The 16,603-nt window shown below is 65.5% G+C and carries 16 protein-coding genes; 9 read left to right on the forward strand and 7 right to left on the reverse strand.

What is annotated here, in order from left to right; genetic code table 11:
• Window positions 1-107 precede the first annotated feature (107 nt).
• Genes PSUB009319_RS08195 through PSUB009319_RS08205 form a run of 3 tightly spaced genes read right to left on the reverse strand, consistent with a single transcriptional unit; the run spans window position 108 to window position 2,942 of the window.
• Window positions 108-1,466 carry an amidase gene (locus tag PSUB009319_RS08195; RefSeq protein ID WP_124381743.1) on the reverse strand — a complete coding sequence of 453 codons (1,359 nt, stop codon included), beginning with the start codon at window positions 1,464-1,466 and terminating at the stop codon, window positions 108-110.
• A gap of 37 nt (window positions 1,467-1,503) precedes the next feature.
• Window positions 1,504-2,181 (reverse strand): DUF2848 domain-containing protein, encoded by a 678-nt coding sequence (locus PSUB009319_RS08200; RefSeq protein ID WP_124381744.1) that lies wholly within the window; start codon window positions 2,179-2,181, stop codon window positions 1,504-1,506.
• A 38-nt stretch (window positions 2,182-2,219) separates the two neighbouring features.
• Window positions 2,220-2,942 (reverse strand): GntR family transcriptional regulator, encoded by a 723-nt coding sequence (locus PSUB009319_RS08205; RefSeq protein ID WP_124381745.1) that lies wholly within the window; start codon window positions 2,940-2,942, stop codon window positions 2,220-2,222.
• 176 nt (window positions 2,943-3,118) lie between these two features.
• On the opposite strand from PSUB009319_RS08205, the gene PSUB009319_RS08210 reads away from it, so the two are divergent.
• From PSUB009319_RS08210 to PSUB009319_RS08220, 3 genes are all read left to right on the forward strand, one after another.
• Window positions 3,119-4,384, forward strand: a complete 1,266-nt coding sequence (locus PSUB009319_RS08210; protein ID WP_124381746.1) for a flavin-dependent oxidoreductase — start codon at window positions 3,119-3,121, stop codon at window positions 4,382-4,384.
• 42 nt (window positions 4,385-4,426) lie between these two features.
• Window positions 4,427-5,560, forward strand: a complete 1,134-nt coding sequence (locus PSUB009319_RS08215) for an ABC transporter substrate-binding protein (RefSeq protein ID WP_124381747.1) — start codon at window positions 4,427-4,429, stop codon at window positions 5,558-5,560.
• Between the two features lie 73 nt (window positions 5,561-5,633).
• The gene (locus tag PSUB009319_RS08220; protein WP_124381748.1) at window positions 5,634-6,149 is read left to right on the forward strand and encodes a MarR family winged helix-turn-helix transcriptional regulator; all 516 of its coding nucleotides are present in this window, start codon (window positions 5,634-5,636) and stop codon (window positions 6,147-6,149) included.
• 68 nt (window positions 6,150-6,217) lie between these two features.
• Here PSUB009319_RS08220 and PSUB009319_RS08225 read toward each other — a convergent pair whose 3' ends face one another.
• Window positions 6,218-6,559: a hypothetical protein gene (locus tag PSUB009319_RS08225; RefSeq protein WP_124381749.1), complete on the reverse strand. Its 342-nt coding sequence runs from the start codon at window positions 6,557-6,559 to the stop codon at window positions 6,218-6,220.
• A gap of 344 nt (window positions 6,560-6,903) precedes the next feature.
• On the opposite strand from PSUB009319_RS08225, the gene PSUB009319_RS08230 reads away from it, so the two are divergent.
• The 4 genes from PSUB009319_RS08230 (at window position 6,904) to PSUB009319_RS08245 (ending at window position 12,386) form a co-directional block, all read left to right on the forward strand.
• On the forward strand, window positions 6,904-8,124 hold the full coding sequence (locus tag PSUB009319_RS08230) for an HD-GYP domain-containing protein (protein WP_124381750.1): 1,221 nt from the start codon (window positions 6,904-6,906) through the stop codon (window positions 8,122-8,124).
• A gap of 405 nt (window positions 8,125-8,529) precedes the next feature.
• Entirely contained in the window at window positions 8,530-9,516 is a 987-nt protein-coding gene (locus tag PSUB009319_RS08235; protein WP_124381751.1) for a DUF6685 family protein, read from the forward strand.
• Between the two features lie 141 nt (window positions 9,517-9,657).
• Window positions 9,658-10,056 (forward strand): hypothetical protein, encoded by a 399-nt coding sequence (locus tag PSUB009319_RS08240; protein ID WP_124381752.1) that lies wholly within the window; start codon window positions 9,658-9,660, stop codon window positions 10,054-10,056.
• An 86-nt stretch (window positions 10,057-10,142) separates the two neighbouring features.
• Entirely contained in the window at window positions 10,143-12,386 is a 2,244-nt protein-coding gene (locus tag PSUB009319_RS08245) for a TonB-dependent receptor (protein ID WP_124381753.1), read from the forward strand.
• 119 nt (window positions 12,387-12,505) lie between these two features.
• On the opposite strand, the gene PSUB009319_RS08250 is transcribed toward PSUB009319_RS08245, so the two are convergent.
• Together PSUB009319_RS08250 and PSUB009319_RS08255 are read right to left on the reverse strand one after the other, a co-directional pair.
• Entirely contained in the window at window positions 12,506-13,138 is a 633-nt protein-coding gene (locus PSUB009319_RS08250) for a hypothetical protein (RefSeq protein WP_124381754.1), read from the reverse strand.
• Window positions 13,139-13,273: 135 nt separating this feature from the next.
• Window positions 13,274-13,861: a hypothetical protein gene (locus tag PSUB009319_RS08255; protein ID WP_124381755.1), complete on the reverse strand. Its 588-nt coding sequence runs from the start codon at window positions 13,859-13,861 to the stop codon at window positions 13,274-13,276.
• A gap of 169 nt (window positions 13,862-14,030) precedes the next feature.
• On the opposite strand from PSUB009319_RS08255, the gene PSUB009319_RS08260 reads away from it, so the two are divergent.
• Complete coding sequence (locus PSUB009319_RS08260; RefSeq protein ID WP_124381756.1) at window positions 14,031-14,342, forward strand: hypothetical protein; 312 nt, start codon at window positions 14,031-14,033, stop codon at window positions 14,340-14,342.
• 218 nt (window positions 14,343-14,560) lie between these two features.
• Here the strand turns inward: PSUB009319_RS08260 and PSUB009319_RS08270 are convergent, their stop codons facing one another.
• Window positions 14,561-14,902, reverse strand: a complete 342-nt coding sequence (locus PSUB009319_RS08270; RefSeq protein ID WP_124381758.1) for a hypothetical protein — start codon at window positions 14,900-14,902, stop codon at window positions 14,561-14,563.
• A 231-nt stretch (window positions 14,903-15,133) separates the two neighbouring features.
• Between PSUB009319_RS08270 and PSUB009319_RS08275 the strand changes: the two genes are divergently transcribed.
• A complete protein-coding gene (locus PSUB009319_RS08275; RefSeq protein WP_124381759.1) occupies window positions 15,134-16,597 on the forward strand; it encodes a PLP-dependent aminotransferase family protein in 1,464 nt (487 codons plus the stop codon).
• Window positions 16,598-16,603: the final 6 nt, after the last annotated feature.

Here is a 16,603-nt window from a genome sequence, read left to right on the forward strand (position 1 = left end):
ACGCAGGCACGAGTTGGGCCCGGCGCGTCTGTGCGCGCGCCTTTGATGTGGCTTACGGAAACCGCCTGCGTGGCCCGGACGCCGGCGGGGGTGTTCTGGCTAGCCGGTCAACGCAGGGCAGCCTCCACCGCCCGGCCGACGCGCAGGATGCGCGCGTCGTCGCCCGCCAGACCGCAGATCGACAAGCCGACCGGCAGTTCGCTGGCGGCCTCGTTGGCGATATGCACGGGCAGCGTCAGCGCGCAGCCATCCAGGAAATTGATCACGCTCGGGTTGCGCAGCGTGAGTGCGTTGGTGCGGAAGAACTGCGCGTCATCGGTTTCGAGCGGCGCGACTTCGGGCGGCACGATGGCCACCGTCGGCATCAGCCATGCATCGAAGTTGCTTAGGCGCTTGCGCGCGGCGGCAATCATGCGTACGCGTGCGTCCATCACGTCGATGTAGGCAGCGGCGCCCATCTGTTCGCCGCGGCGGATGCGTGCCGCAACGCGCGGGTCGTATTGCGCTTCGGCGCGCGCCAGCAGCGGGCGGTGCCATGCGTATGCCTCGGCTGCCGTGAGTCCGCCGCCGCTGTTGATCTCGGGCAGTTGCAGCAGCTCGGGGAAACCGAAACGCACGATGTGCGCGCCGGCGCGTTCAAGCCGTTCCAGGGCGCGGTGGAATGCGGTGGCGACCGTGTCGTCGAGGTCCGCGCCCACGTAGTCCTGCGTGACGCCAAGGCGCAGGCCGGCCAGCGGCACGGCGTCGGTATCGAGCGTCTCTGCGCTGAGGATGGCATCGACGATGGCGCAGCAGTCGACCGAGTTGGCCAGCGGCCCACCCGAGTCGAGCGAGGTGGACAGCGGAATGCCGCCCATCATCGGCACGCGGCGCGCGGTGGGTTTGAAACCGGTCAGCGCGCAGAAGGCCGATGGGATGCGGATCGAGCCGCCCGTGTCGGTGCCGAGCGCCGCCACGGCCATGCCGCCCGCAACCGTAACCGCACCGCCCGAGGTGGAGCCGCCGGCGGCGCGCGTGCCGTCGGCCGGCGTGCGCGGCGTACCGTAGTGCGGGTTCAGGCCCAGGCCCGAGAACGCGAACTCGCTCATGTTGGTGCGGCCGAGCAGCACCGCACCGGCCGCGCGCAGGCGCGCGACCGCGGTGGCATCGGCGGTGGCGGGGGGCTGATGCGCCAGTGCGCGCGAGCCGGCCGCCGTCACCTGGCCCGCCACGTCAAACAGATCCTTGATCGACACCGGCAAGCCTGCCAGCAACGACGGCACATTGCCCGCCGCGCGCGCGGCATCGGCGGCACGCGCCATGGCACGCGCCGCTTGCACATCGAGACTCACATAGGCAGCGCCATCGGCAGCCCGATGCGCCTTGGCGCGCTCCAGCGCGGCTTCTGTCAACGCGACACTGGTGATGCGGCCGGCAGCCAGTTCAGCGGCCAGCGCGCGGATCATGTTCGGGCGGGGCGTCATCATGCGGTGGTCTCCGATGTTTCCGATTGGGTGGGGTGCTTCAGCCCTCGACGGGCAGAGAGTCCACAGCATACTGGTGACGCAGTTCGCGCCCCGACACCGGATCGATCAGCGCCATGTTGAAGGCTTCGCCAAAGCCGAGTTCACCGATGATGGGCTGCGTGCCGCCGAACATGGCGGTGCCCACCGGCAGGGTGTCGGCGCCGGTGTAGCGGCGGATCAGGTCACGCGGGTCGAGCATGCGCGTGACGCCGCCCTCCTGGTACAGCGCGGTCTGGCCGTCGCGGGTGCGCCAGGTCTTCATCTGCAGGCTGTCCCAGTGATCAGCCAGCGCGTCGAAGTGCCACACGTCACGGCTCACGGGCTTGGCGCACATCTGCTTGGAGACCGTTACGCCATAGGCTTCGACCTTGCGGTCGGTGTGATCCGAACCGATGCCGACCAGCAGGCCCATCGGCGTGGAATACAGCACGAATTCCGCTTCGCCCGACGAATCGGCGCCGGGAATTTCCACGCGGGCATCGGTGGTCAGCAGCGAGGCCGACACGCGATAGAAGCACGGCACGCGCGCCGGGCGCGCTACGCCAATCGCTTCCAGTTCAGCAATGTGGTGTTCGACGGCTTGGGCATCGCGGCCGGTCCAGCCGGCAATGACGAGGTGGTCCACGGTCACGTCGATGGGGCCGTGGCCGATCAGGTTCAGGTGCAGCGTGGTCATGCGGGAATCCAGTAATGCGTTGAGGCGGAAAACGACGATCAGAGCGTGCGGATGATCGTGCGGCGGAACTCGTCGATGTGCTCTCGGATGGCCTCGCGCGCCGCGGGCACGTCGCGGCGTTCCAGCGCATCGAGCACGGCGAGGTGCTCGTCGTACACGTTCTGCAGGTGTTGCGGCTCCGACAGCGAGAGGAACCAGAACCGCGCCTGCTTTTCGTGCAGCCCGCGCAGCAGTTCGGCCAGCACGCGGTTGCGCGAGGCGGCAGAAATGGCGAGGTGGAACTTGAGGTCCAGCGCCGCGAGCGCGGCAATGTCGCGGTGCTCGATCAGCGCGGGTGATGCATCGACGATGGCCCGCATGGCTTCGAAATCCGCCGGGTGGGCGCGCTCGGCAGCGAGCGTCACGCAAAGAATCTCGTTGGTGGCGCGCACCTCGATCATGTCGAGCACGTCATTGAGCGATAGCGGTGTGACCAGCACGCCCTTGCGCGGCAGGATTTGCACCAGCCCCTCGACCTCCAGACGATGCAGCGCCTGGTGGATCGGTGTGCGGCCCAGGCCGAGCAGCGCGCCGAGCTGTGCTTCGTTGAGCGGCTCGCCGGGGCGGAATTCGCACGCCATGATGCGGCGCTTGATTTCGGCATAGGCGAGTTCGCGCATGGCGGCGCCTTTGGGAGCGTGCGCGGCGGGTTCAACGGCAAACGGTGCAGATGCGGGCGCGGGTTTGGCGGAGCCGGAAACCAGTTTGATCGGACGCGACATTGGGGCGGCCTCGAATCTCGTAAAAGTCGAGTGATGGTATTGTGATATCTCACAGAGCGTCAAGAGACCAACGCACCGCATTCAGCGCCATTCGTCTAGGGATTTGCCCTGAGATACCGCCGGCGGGATACCGTTGAAATTCGTTATAGACTGCAACAAATTTCACGGAGACAGCCATGAAGATCGCCATCATCGGGGCGGGTATCGGCGGCCTTACGCTCGCGTTGATGGCGCAGCGCCAGGGCTTTGAGGTCGAGATATGGGAGGCGGTGCAGACGTTGCGGCCGCTGGGCGTGGGCATCAACCTGCTGCCGCATGCCGCGCGCCAGTTGTGCGAGCTGGGGCTGGAAGACACGCTGGGTGCGCTGGCGATCCGCACCTCGGCGCTGGCCTACTACAACCGTCTGGGCCAGCCGATCTGGCACGAGCCGCGCGGGCTGGCGGCGGGCTACGACTGGCCGCAGTTCTCCATCCACCGTGGTGAATTCCAGATGGCGCTGGCCGATGCCGTGGCGCAGCGGCTTGGGCCGGACTGCATTCGCCTGGGCCATAGCTTTGAAGCCGTTCAATCGACCGGCGAGAAGGGCGGGCCCGTCAGCTTTACGCTCCGTGATCGAGCCAACGACGCCATCGTCGAATCCTCGGCCGACGTGTTGATCGGCGCAGATGGCATCCACTCAGCCGTGCGCAGGCACTTCTACCCGGCGGGCGATGCACCGCGCTTTGCCGGCCGCATGCTGTGGCGCGCCGTCACTGAAGCCGAGCCTTATCTCGACGGCCGCACCATGTTCATGGCGGGCCACCAAGATCAAAAGTTCGTCGCTTATCCAATTTCCGAACCGCTGCGTCAGCAGGGACGCTCACGCATCAACTGGATTGCCGAGCTGCGCGTGCCTGACGAAGCCCCGCCGCGCAGCGACTGGAACCGCGAGGTCGACCGCGCCATCTTCCGCAGTGCCTTTGCCGACTGGAAATGGGATTGGATCGACATCCCGGCGTTGATTGACGGCGCGCAGGCCGTGTACGAATTCCCACTGGTCGACAAAGACCCGCTGCCGCGCTGGACTTTCGGCCGCGTCACGCTGCTGGGCGACGCGGCGCACCCGATGTACCCCATCGGCTCAAACGGCAGTGCGCAGGCCATTCTCGATGCGCGCGCGCTGATCGATTGCCTGCTCGCCACGCGTGACACGGGCGTTGCGTTGCGCGAGTACGAAGCCGACCGCTTGCCGCGCACGGCCGGCATCGTGCTGCGCAACCGCCTGAATGGGCCGGAGCAGGTCATGCAGCTCGCGCATGAACGCGCGCCGCAAGGCTTTGCGCGCATCGACGACGTGATCCCGCGCGCCGAGCTGGAAGGGATCGCAATGCGCTATAAAAAACTGGCCGGCTTCGATCCGCAATCACTGCGCGATCAACCGCCCATGCCCGGCCGCGCCTGAACAACCGCAAGACATCCACACGCCAGAAGAGAAGAGGAGCCTATGACCATCCGCCGCACCCTCTGCGCCGCAGCCGCGCTGTTGCTCGCCACGGCTGCCCATGCCGAAATCGTCGTCGGCGTGAGCTTGTCGACCACGGGGCCATCGGCGTCGCTCGGCATCACACAGAAGAACTCGCTGGCGTTTTATCCGGACGCCATCGGCGGTGAAAAGCTGCGCCTCGTGGTGGTGGACGACGCCTCAGACCCAAGCACCGGCACACGTCTGGCGCGCAAGCTGGTGACGGAGGATCACGTTGACATCATCGTCGGCTCATCGGCTGTGGCGCCGTCGATTGCGATTGCCGAAGTCGCCACAGAATCCCACACGCCACAGTTGGCGCTGGCGCCAGTTGAACTGAAGCCGGGCAAGGGCGATTGGACGTACCGTCTGGCGCAACCCATCTCGTTGATGGCCGAGGCGATTGCCACACACATGGCCGCGTCCGGGATCAAGAACGTCGGCTTCATCGGCTTTGCCGATGCCTATGGCGAGAGCTGGCTGAAGGACTTCACCGCTGCCGCCACGCCGCGCGGCATCAAGATTGCCGATGTGGAGCGCTATGCCCGCGCTGATACCAGCGTGACGGGGCAGGTGGCAAAGCTGGTCAGCGTGAAGCCCGATGCAATTCTGGTGGCTGGCGCGGGTACCGGCGCGGCGCTGCCGCACACGGCGTTGCGCGATCGTGGCTATGCGGGGCCGATCTATCAGACGCACGGCGCGGCCACGAAAGACCTGATCCGCATCGGCGGCAAGTCGGTCGATGGGGCTATCCTGCCGGCGGGGCCGGTCATTGTGGCCGAGCAGTTGCCCGACAGCCATCCGAGCAAGAAGACTGCGCTCGAATATGTCATGCGCTATGAGAAGGCCAACGGCCCCGACACGCGCACGCAGTTCGGCGCCCACACGTGGGACGCGCTGCAGGTGCTCCAGCGCATCGTGCCGGTGGCGCTCAAGAAGGCCAGGCCGGGCACGCCGGAGTTCCGCCAGGCGCTGAAGAACGCGCTGGAATCTGAGCACGACATCGTCGTCTCGCACGGCGTGCTCAATTACACTGCCGCAGACCATTTTGGCTTCGACGCGCGCGGCCGCGTGCTGCTGACCATCGACCATGGCAAATGGAAACTATTGAACTGAAACGCACGTGCGTGCATGGCCGACGGCCGCCTCGCCGACGATAATCGAGGGGTCTTCCACCATCGACACCGCCATGCCGCGCACGCCCAAAGCTGACGACCTGTATCCCGCCGTGGCCCCTTCCGGCCACTTCAACCCGCACCTGGCGGACGTGGAGTATGGCGCGCTCGACGGGCTGGTCGGCTATGCGGTGCGGCGCGCGCAGTTGCACATCTACGAAGATTTCGTGCGCTCGCTGCAAGCGTGGAACATCACGCCGCCGCGCTTCTCGGCCATGACCGTGATTGCGCACAACCCCAACCTCAAGCTGACCGAGCTGGCCAACATCCTGGGCGTGGCGCGCTCCGGCGCGGTGCTACTGGTCGATACGCTGGAAGACATGGGCATGGTCGAGCGCCAGCCTTCGCCCAAGGACAAACGCGCCTTCCGGCTCGTGTTGACAGCCAAGGGTGCGACCACCCTGGACGACATCACCCGGGCCGTGATCGCCCATGATGCCCGCGTGACGGCGCATCTTTCGGCCAATGAACGGCAGACCCTGCTGGCGCTGCTGAACAAGCTGGCATCAGGGCCGGATGGCGCTTCCTGATCGGCCAGCCGGTGCGCCCAAATGGCAAGCGGCCCGAATGTGGGCCGCTTTGCTTTGGTGCCAATGCATTAGCGTTTGTTCGCGTCGATGGCCTTCTGCCAGAGGTCCTTGTCTGGCGGATAGAGCGAATCGAAGTACTCGCGCAGCGTGCAGATCTCCTGGACGATCTCGAACGGAAAGCCCTGGCGGCCGCCGCGGTCGTCCATCTGCAAGCTGTTCAGATAGCGCCGGCAGCCGATGAAATCCGCCCACTTGGCAGCGATCGTGTTGATGATGCGCGGGAACTTGCGACCGAGTTCGATCGGCCGCACCTGGTCGGGCAAGGACGCGAGCCACCGGATGGCGTCGCGGTTGAGCGCGAAGTCATCGGTGTTCTGCTGCTTGCGGTGAGACATGGGATCTTGAGTCATATCGGATGCGCATCCTTAAGATCTAGTGTACCCCTGTCGCGCCGGGCCGCCAGCCCGACAGGCGAGGGTCTTGATGCATCCGCTGTTTGATTCGACCGCAGCCACCGCCAGTGTTCCACCGCTTGCTTGCCATGGCGGCGGTATGCCACGCGCCGCCCAATCCACATTCGCCTCAAGTTTTGTGCAGACTTGCCGATAAGCCAAGCGCGGTTTGGCGCGCTGATGGACCAGAGCATCCACCAGCGTAAAACGCCTAGACTTGCGAAACACGAGCCAGTGTCGGCTGGCACGCCGCTCCCCTAATTCAATCAAAAAACCGGACTTCGAGCCGAGGTAGGCAGGGTATGAAGCGAATCGATGCGAGCCAATTGCGTGTCGGCATGTTTGTAATGAAGCTGGGCGGGTCCTGGCTCAAGCACCCGTTCTGGCGTGCGCAATTTCAGTTGTCGCACCAGGGCCAGATCGATGACATCCGCAAGGCGGGTATCACCGAAGTCTGGATCGACCCCGAGCGCGGCGAAGACGTCGTGTCCGAGACGCTGATGCCCGCTCCGGTGGCGGCACCCGCGCCTGAGCCCGAGCCGCTCACGCGTGAAGCCGTGGCCGCCCGGCCACCGCTCATGCCCACGTCGCTCAAGGAGGAGTGGAAGCACGCCCAGCAGTTGATGCAGAGGGGCAAGGCGACGCTCGGCCACATGTTTGCCGAAGCCCGCATGGGCCGCGCGCTGGAAACCGAAAAGGCGCTGCTGCTGGTGGACGACGTGTCCAACTCGCTGGCGCGCAACTCTTACGCACTGATTGCACTGGCGCGCCTGAAGAACAAGGACGACTACACCTACCTGCATTCGTTTGCCGTCTGCGCGCTGATGGTGGCACTGGCCAAGACGCTGGGCTTGCCTGAAGACGAGATCCGCGAATGCGGCCTGGGCGGGCTGGTGCACGATATCGGCAAATCGGCCATGCCGCGTACGCTGCTCGACAAGAGCACCGCGCTCACCAAGGAAGAGCTGGCGCTGCTGCAGACCCACGCTGTGGGCGGCCACCACTTGCTGCAGGGCAGTGGCCAGTTTAGCGAGATCGCACGCCAGATTTGCCTGCACCACCACGAACGCATTGATGGCAGCGGTTACCCAGACGCTCAGAAGGCCGACGGCATCAGCCTGTGGGCCAAGATGGGGGCCATCTGCGACGTGTATGACACGCTCACCTCGAGCAGCCCGTACCACCATGCGTGGTCGCCAGCGCAGGCGCTGAAATACATGATGGCGCGCACCGATACGCAGTTCGATCGCACCGTGTTCCAGGCCTTCACACGCAGCGTAGGCATCTACCCGGTGGGCACGCTGGTCAAGCTGCGTACCAACCGGCTGGGCGTGGTGGTTCACCAGAACGAGGCCTCGGCGCTCAAGCCAGACGTGGTCGTCTTCTATTCGGGCAACACCAAGACGCGCGTGCGCCCTGAGCGCATCAGCCTGGGCAAGTCAGACGATTCCATCGTTACCGTGGAAGACGCCACGACGTGGGGTTTGTCGGACGAGGAAGTCTCCGACATGTGCCTGGTCTGAGCGGCTGGCTCAGAGATTTTCCACGGGCGGCTCTTTCTGCTCGGGTTTTCCCGGGCGCGTGTCGCGTGGCACCAGCGGATCGCCGGGCCCGCGTTTGTGCGGCCTTGGCTGGGCTTTCGGACGAGCGGGTGGGTGCGTCGTATCGGTTTCGGAACGGCCGGGCTTGGTGGGCATTTCAGTCTCCTGATCGGCGGATGCCCCGTCTTGCAGCATATCGCGCGCCTGACAAGCCCCTACGCGGTATGTGTATTTTTCTTAACACGGACTTCAACAAACTTCATGGCATACCCCTCTAAAGTGGGGTACTTTTGAGTCGTTGGTTTTTACATTGCTGACCAATCGCCACACATTTTGGAGCGACGTCGGCAATCCGCACACAAGCGATTCAGTCTTCCGGGGGGTGACATGAACGTTTCCAATCTGTTGCATGCGGCGTCGAGCTGGGTCGTCCAGTCGCGCGCTTTCAATGTCACACAATCGGTTGCGCACCATCGCACGGAAAGCGATGCGCTGTCGCACTGGAAACTCGATATCTGGCACAAGAGCGTGCCGTTTCTATTCGAAGTTGGCGTGGTGGAGCCCGCACATCAGCTGTTTCCCAAGCATCTGGCGCATGCCGATTGGGTGGACGAGTTGCACCACCACCTGAGCCAGCTTGTGGGCGTGCGCCGCGAGCAGTGCAAGATCGACATCCGCGCGGTGACGGGGCTGGCGCAGTCGCCGTGTTCGGTGCATTCGTTCCCGAGCATGCTGGTGTTTGCGCACCAGCATTGCCGCCGCATTCCGCATAGCACCGATGCGGACTTCGCCGCCAACCAGCGCCACGTGTTCCGCTACGCAGATCAGGCCAATGTGTTCCGCGCCTACGACTTTGCCGGCGGCGAGCTCTTCTACATGAACGAGTGGGGCGCACACCATTTTGCCGCGCTGGCGTTGCAGGCCCGCACGCAAAATCGTGAATTGCTGGTCGACGCCGAGGTGCGTCACGCGCGTTCTGCGCTGGGGTTACGCCGGCTGCTGGATGGCTTCTACGTGATCGGCGCGCGCCGCCAGGGTCAACAGCGTTACGGCACGCGCCTGTCGGAAGCGCTGGCCAACCATCAGGTGCCGCATCGCTGGATGCATGGCCGCCGTGAAAGCGAAGGCTTTGAGCTGTGCTTCTTGCCCAAATCCGATCGCTTTGCCAATTGTGTGGGCGAGCAACTCGTGCGTGACGGCTGGTTTGACTACGGCGCGTGGCTGGCCAGCCTGCACGATGCCACTGAAGTGGGCGCGCCCGCACAACGCACAGAGCCCGCCCGCAAGACACGACCGAACTGGAAGCGCGTACCGGTGCCGAGCCTGGGCGTGCCGACGGGCTTCATGCCGGGCTTCGCGCACACGCGCTTGTAATACAGGGGCGCTACGGTTGCGGGTGATGGCCCTCCACCTGATGGATTGCTGAATCGGGCGGCCGGTGTCAGAATTCGCAACTTAGTTGCATTGAGCGCACAATGTCGGGTGACATTGTGCGCTGGCATCTGCGCCCCGACCTTGCGTTCCTTCCGCTCCTCCTTCCTCCATCTGCGTTGGCTGGCCTGCCTGCTGACGGTGTTCCTGCTGTTTGGTCAGCAGGGCGCGCTGCGGCATGCGCTCTCGCATTGGAGTGAGCTGAGCGAAGGGACCGCGGTTGAGCTGGGCGCTGCTGCCGTCAGTGCCGTCAGTGCCGTCGCGGCCAAGCCCACCGGCGCCGAACGCAGCCAGCCCGTGCAGGAACACGCAGCGTGCTTGCAGTGCGCTGCCTTTGCCGCGCTCGCGGCGGCCTTGCCGATGCTCGTGGTGCTGCGGCTGCGCAGTACGCAGCGCTGGCGCTTTCCGCGCATCGGTTTTCATGCGGGTGCGCCGGTCTTTCCGGTGGCCGTGTGTTCGCGCGATCCTCCGTTCTGCCTTTGATTCCTGCCTTGCCTGTTGGCTCGCTTGCTGTGCTGATGCACGCGCGGGCCGCTGTTTGACGCATCCGCTCGATTCAAAGGTCTTTCATGATTCCGTTCCAGCCCCGCAAGCTGGTGATGGCACTTGCCGCTGTGCTGCCATCCGTCGCTGCTGTCTCCGCCTTCGCCCAAGAGGCGACCGCGCCGGTGGTAGCGTCTTCCGCCCCCGCCACGACCGCCCCTGCCACACCCGGCACACCCGCCGAATCTGCCGCATCTGCCGAATCCACCAAAGCGGCGGCCGCCACCAACGTGCGCAATCTCAGCGAAACCCGGGTGACTGCCAAGCGCCTCGATGCCGCTCGCAACGGGTTGTCACCGGACACCGGCAGCTCCGTCTACAAATTCGACACCGACGACATCGCCCGCTTGCCGATGGGGGATGCCACCCCGCTGAACCAGGTGCTGCTGCAGGCGCCGGGCGTGGTGCAGGATTCGTACGGCCAACTGCATGTGCGCGGCGACCACTCCAACCTGCAGTACCGCATCAATGGCGTGATCGTCCCCGAGCCGATCAGCGGCTTCGGGCAGATGCTCGACACGCGCTTCGCCAATCAGATCAACGTGCTGACCGGCGCGCTGCCGGCGCAGTACGGCTATCGCACCGCAGGCATTGTTGACATCACCACCAAGGGCGCATCCACCGACGAGGATGGCGAGCCCAAGGCCTTTGGCGGCGAGATCGGTACCGTGCTCGGCAGCAACGCCACGCACGAGGTCAACGCGCAGATCCAGGGCACGAAAGACCGCTTCAGCTATTACCTGTCGGGCGTGTTCACCGAGAACAACCTCGGCATTGAAAACCCCACGGGCAATCGCAACGCGACGCACGACCACACCACGCAGAACAAGTCGTTCGGCATGCTGTCGTACCTGCTCGACAACGACAGCCGCGTGAGCTTCATGTTCGGCACGTCCAACAGCCGCTTCCAGATTCCGACGCGCACCGGGCTCGCGCCGAAGTTCACGCTGGGCGGTGTGGTGCCGCCCGCGTCAGAGGCGCTCAACGCCAACCAGCGCGAGAAGACCGACTTCCAGATCCTGACGTATCAGCAGAAGGTGTCGCCCAAGCTGGACTACCAGGTGTCGCTGTTCCGCCGCGCGAGCCGCATCGACTACATGCCTGACCCGATTGGCGACCTGGTCTACAACGGCGTGGCTGCTGACATCACGCGCCGCAACGAGGCCTACGGCGCGCAGGGCGACGCCAGCTATAAGCTCAACGACAAGCACACGCTGCGCGCCGGCGTGTTCGTGCAGCGCGAGCGCTACGTGGCCGACAACACTGCCAGCGTGTTTGCCGCCGACAGCACCGGCGCGCAGACCAGCACCACGCCGTTCACCATCGTCGACAACCACAGCGGCAGCGGCACGACCATGGGCGTGTACCTGCAGGATGAGTGGAAGCCCACCGACAAGCTGACCGTCAACTACGGCGCGCGCTACGACCGCGTCAACACCATCGTCAGCGAGCAGCAGTTGAGCCCGCGCCTGGGCCTGACGTATGACCTGACGCCGCGCACCCGCGTGCACGCCGGCTACGCGCGCTACTTCACGCCGCCGCCCACCGAGAAATTTGACACCACGTCGGTGCAGGCTTTTGCCGGCACGACCAACGCGCTGCCGTCGGACGCCAACACGGCCGTCAAATCCGAACGCTCGAACTACTTTGACGTGGGGGTTTCGCACCAACTCACGCCGCACCTGACGCTGGGTCTGGATGCGTACTACCGCGACGTGCGCCATCTGCAGGACGAAGGGCAGTTCGGCAATGCGCTGCTGTACTCGGCGTTCAACTACGAGCGTGGCCGTATATACGGGCTGGAGGGCAGTGCGAACTATCGCAACGGCAACTTCGGCGCGTACCTGAACCTGGCCGTGTCGCGCGCACAGGGCAAGGGTATTGAGACCGGCCAGTTCAACTTCGACGCCGACAGACTGGCCTACATCAACAACCACTGGGTCAATCTTGACCACGACCAGCGCCTGACTGCGTCGGCCGGCGTGTCGTACCGGTATTCCGGCACGACCTATACGAGCGATGTGCTGTTCGGTACGGGCCTGCGCAACGGCTTTGCCAATACCGACCACCTGCCGGCCTACTGGCAGATGAACGTGGGCGCCGCGCGCGACTTCAACCTGCCGACGCTGGGCAAGTTCAAGACGCGCCTGACTGTGCTGAACATCTTCGACCGTAGCTACCAGTTGCGCGATGGCACGGGCATCGGCGTGGGCGCACCGCAGTTTGCGCCGCGCCGTACGTTCCTGCTCTCAGTCAGCAAGCCGTTCTGAGCGGCTTGGGCGCCGCGGTGCCCGAGGTCTACGGCCCGGCGTTGCGTGTTTGGGGTCTGGCGATGCAGGTCAAACGCCTGACGCCGGGAGTGAGGCGGCGGCCGATGTGCCACCCACCCTCACATCGGTGGGACCATCCCGTCTTTGCCGACCAGCACGCGCTGTGCAACCAGCGTGCCTTGCGCATCGGCGCGCACGAACATGACGACGTGTGCGCCGGCTCTCAGGTCATCGCGGCGGCCGGGCGCGAAGGTGACGATCGGCACTTGCGGCGGCACCACGATGCGCTGCTCCCCATCCTTGTACTTGACCGACAGCGTGCGGCCCTGCGCGCCGGTGACAGCACCTGCCTGTTCGACCGTGCCGTTGGTCATGCTGCTGTTCGGGCCCATGTCGTAGGGGCGGTGACCGTCGCCGGTGCCGCGCATGGCTTCGGGAAACACGTGCACCTCCAGCGCACGCAGCGTGCCGTCAGGCTGTTTGACGGCCGCCGTGCCGATATAGCTGCCAGCCTTGATGGCCGATGGCTCGATGGGCGCGACCTGGGCGACACTGATGTCCACTGGCAGCGTGACCGTGGCCTTGTTGCCAGAGGTGTCGGTCACGTCAATGGTGGTGCTGTGTACGGCGTTGATGGTGGCGCGCACGCGCGTGGGCGCGGCGGCGCTCTGCGCAGAGGCGGCAAGCGGCAAGGCGGCTGCCACCAAGGTGACAAGCGCTGCAGTACAAACAGGAAAATGTAGACGGGTCATGGGGCGGGGTATGAAGTTCGCTCAAACGTGGGCGCGGCGGGCCAGCGTGGGCGCATATGCGCACGTGCTGGTCCGCCGCCAGTCTAGACCCGGCTGCGTTAGCGTGCAGGCCGGGTCCCTATTCATCCGATTCGCCTAGCCGCGATGCTGGCCCGGCACGCGCTTGCCCTTGTACGTGGGGCGGCTGCGGCGCATGTTGTCGGACCAATCCGTGCCGCCGCCCGCCGGCGAATGCACGGGCACATCGCGGGCACCGGGCTTGGGGTTGATCGGCGTTTCGTCCAGGTCAACCGCGTCGGGGGCATCGGCGTCATCGTTTTCGCCCGCCAGGCCTGTGGCGTGCTCAAAGTCTTCGTCGTCGATGGGCGTGTCGACTTCGGGGTGATGCATGTCATGTATGGCATCGGGCATCAGGTCGCCGCCTTCGCGTATGACGGGTTCGTGCCCGGCGGCGCGGCGCTCGCCCGTGCCGGTGGAATCGGTGTCGCTGTCGAGGTTGACGTCACCCAGGTCTGCGCCGGCCGTGCGGTTGGCTGCGTTGCCGTGCGGGTGGACGGCGGGGTCTTCGTCAAAGCGGTCTTCAATGTCGCTGCCCAAGCCTGGGCCGCCGACCACATCGCTGCCCGTGTCCGAACTGTCGGAGGGGCCGAGTGCATCGGTGCCGTGACCCTTGCCGGTCTGTGCAGGCGCTTCGCCTGTGCGATACAGGTTGCTGGTTGCCATCTGGATTCTCCATGCGTACTTGCGCGCCGGGGCGCGACACTGCAGGTGCAGCAAGGCGGATACCTGCGCGGGGCATATGGGCTGTACTGACTGCGCTGTTCCGGCGGCACACTCGTTGCGTCGCAATCGGTTACGGGCGAGTTGTCCGTAACTGACAAGGAGTCGGAAGATGAAGCAACACGCACAGCAACAGCACAAGCCTGCTGCCGGATCGGGAGAACAGAAGGGGAAACAAAAGGGCGAGCAAAAGGGCGAACAAAAGGGCGAACGCAAGCAGGAGCGGACGGTGGGTGGTGCTGCAAACGAGCGCGCTGAGTCCGACCGCGCTGAGCGCACCTCGATGCAGCGTGGCACCGGCCAGTCCGCCAAGCGCCCAATGCAAGTACCGGCAGAGGACGGCCGCGCCGCCGCGCACGAAGGCCAGTTGCCGCAAAACCAGCAGCGCCTGGGGCAGCATCAGAACAGTCGCAAGCAACCATGAACGGCCTGCAGAAGCCTGCCCGCGATGACAAGACCAAGGCGCCTTCGGGTGACGGGACGGCGCGGCCTGTCGTGCCAGCCGTCCCCAGCGAAAGCGGAGTCGGAGAAGAAGACCCTGGCGACTTCGAGAGCGCGTCGATCCACTCGGACGACGGGAAGCGCCCGCACACGCCGCAACCCAAACCGGGCGAGCGGTGCTAACGGGTAGCTGCCATCACTTCAGCCGCGCGATGTCTGGCGCGGCTGAACCCAGTTGGCCAGCCAACCCCACATTGCCGGCCATGTTGGGCGTGCTGCGCCAGAGGCCGGCGCGACAACGCGCAGGTGCGCACCGCTGCGCGTATCGGCATGCAAGCGCCACCAGCCGGAGGCGTCCAGCACATGCGCATGGCCCGCGCCCAGCGTGTAGTGCAGCGCTGTGACCCCGCGCGAGGGCGGTTCGAGGCGCAAGCCGCCTTCCAATGCCACTAGCGTGGTTCCGGCGGGCAGCCAGTGCAGGCCGGTCTGTCCGGCGCCAAGCGCCAGCCATTCGGGTTCGGATGCGGGTGTCGTTGCCGTCATGTCGATCTCCTGAACATGGCTTCAACGTAAGCAGGCGGCGCCCGCACCAACAGACACAGAACCGGTAATGTGCAGCGCAACAGCCGCGCCCGCGTGACGATCTGTTGCGGTACAGTTTTCCGCTGTCTGTATCTGTTGCGGTTGCGGACTTGCCGGCATGATGGGTCGGACAGCGCTCCCCCGCTGCCTGTTGTTGTCTGTCGCTGTCGCCTCCCGCCGCCTCTGTCTGCCATGTCCGTCACCGAGTTGACTTCCCCGCCCGCGCAGCCGCTGTATCGGACGCTTGCCGACCATTACCGCGGCGCGATCCGCAGTGGTGTGCTGGCGCCGGGCGAGCGCATGCCATCGGTGCGCATGCTGATGCGCACGCACGCGGTAAGCCTCTCGACCGCGCTGCAGGTCTGCCGGCATCTGGAGACGGAGGGCTGGCTCGAAGCGCGTGAGCGCTCCGGCTATTTCGTGCGCCAGCCGCGCCGCGCTTTGCTGGCGCCCGTGAAGGAGCCCGAGCTTTCGACACCCGATCCGGCGGCTTACGTGGGCGTGCATGCGCGCGTGTCGGCCATCGTGGCGCGTGGGCAGCAGGCTGCCGTGCACGTTGACCTGTCGGGGGCGAGTGGGGCGGCGACGTTGTATCCGTCGGCGGCACTTAACCGGATTGCGTCGCAACTGCTGCGCCGGTATCCGTTGCTGCTCACGCAGTCGGTCATCCCGACCGGCCATCCCGAGTTGCAGACCGCCGTGGCGCGTCGCGCGCTCGATATGGGCATGCAGATTGCACCCGATGACGTGATCGCTACCCACGGTTGTATCGAGGCGGTCAACCTGGCTTTGCGCGCGGTCGCGCAGCCGGGCGATACGGTGGCGGTGGAGTCCCCCACGTACTACGGGCTGCTTCAGGTGCTGGAAAGCCTGGGGCTGCGCGCCGTGGAAATTCCTACCAGCCCGCGGACCGGCATGTCGCTCGAAGCGCTGGAGATGGCAGTGCAGGCGTACGGCAACATCCGCGCCGTGGTGGTGGTGCCCAACCTGCAGAATCCGCTCGGCAGCATCATGCCTGACGCGGCCAAGCGGCGGATGGCTGCCTTTTGCGATGCCAACCGCATCGCCCTCATTGAAGACGACACGTACAGCCCGCTGGCCGACAGCGCCACGCCGCTCAAGGCGCTCAAGGCGTGGGACCGCACCGGCAACGTCATCTATTGCGCGTCATTGAGCAAGGTGTTGGCACCCGGCTTGCGCTTGGGCTGGATGGCTGCCGGCCGCTGGCAGGAGCGTGTGCAGATGCTGAAGTTTGCGCAGTCGCGGCCGAACGATTCCTGGTCGCAGGTGCTGGCGGGGCGCTTTATCGCGTCGGGGGCGTATGACCGGCACCTGCGCACGTTGCGTCAGACGTTGCGCGAGCAGCGTGAGCGCATGGCCGAATCGATTGCGGGATGCTTTCCCGCGGGCACGCGGTTGTCGGTGCCGGCAGGAGGTTTGGCGATGTGGGTGGAATTGCCGGCCAACGTCTCGTCGGTAGCGTTGTTCGATGCGGCGCTGGCGCGGGGCATTCGCATTGCGCCGGGGACGATGTTCTCGAACCTGAACCGCTTCGACCACTACTTCCGGATCTGTTTCGGGTTGCCGCCTTCGGCCAACCTGGAAGCCGCACTGGCCACGCTCGGCCAGCTCACGCAGCAACTGGCCGAGCGCTGATCGATC

This window comes from Ralstonia sp. SET104 (genome assembly GCF_003851545.1).
GTDB lineage: Bacteria > Pseudomonadota > Gammaproteobacteria > Burkholderiales > Burkholderiaceae > Ralstonia.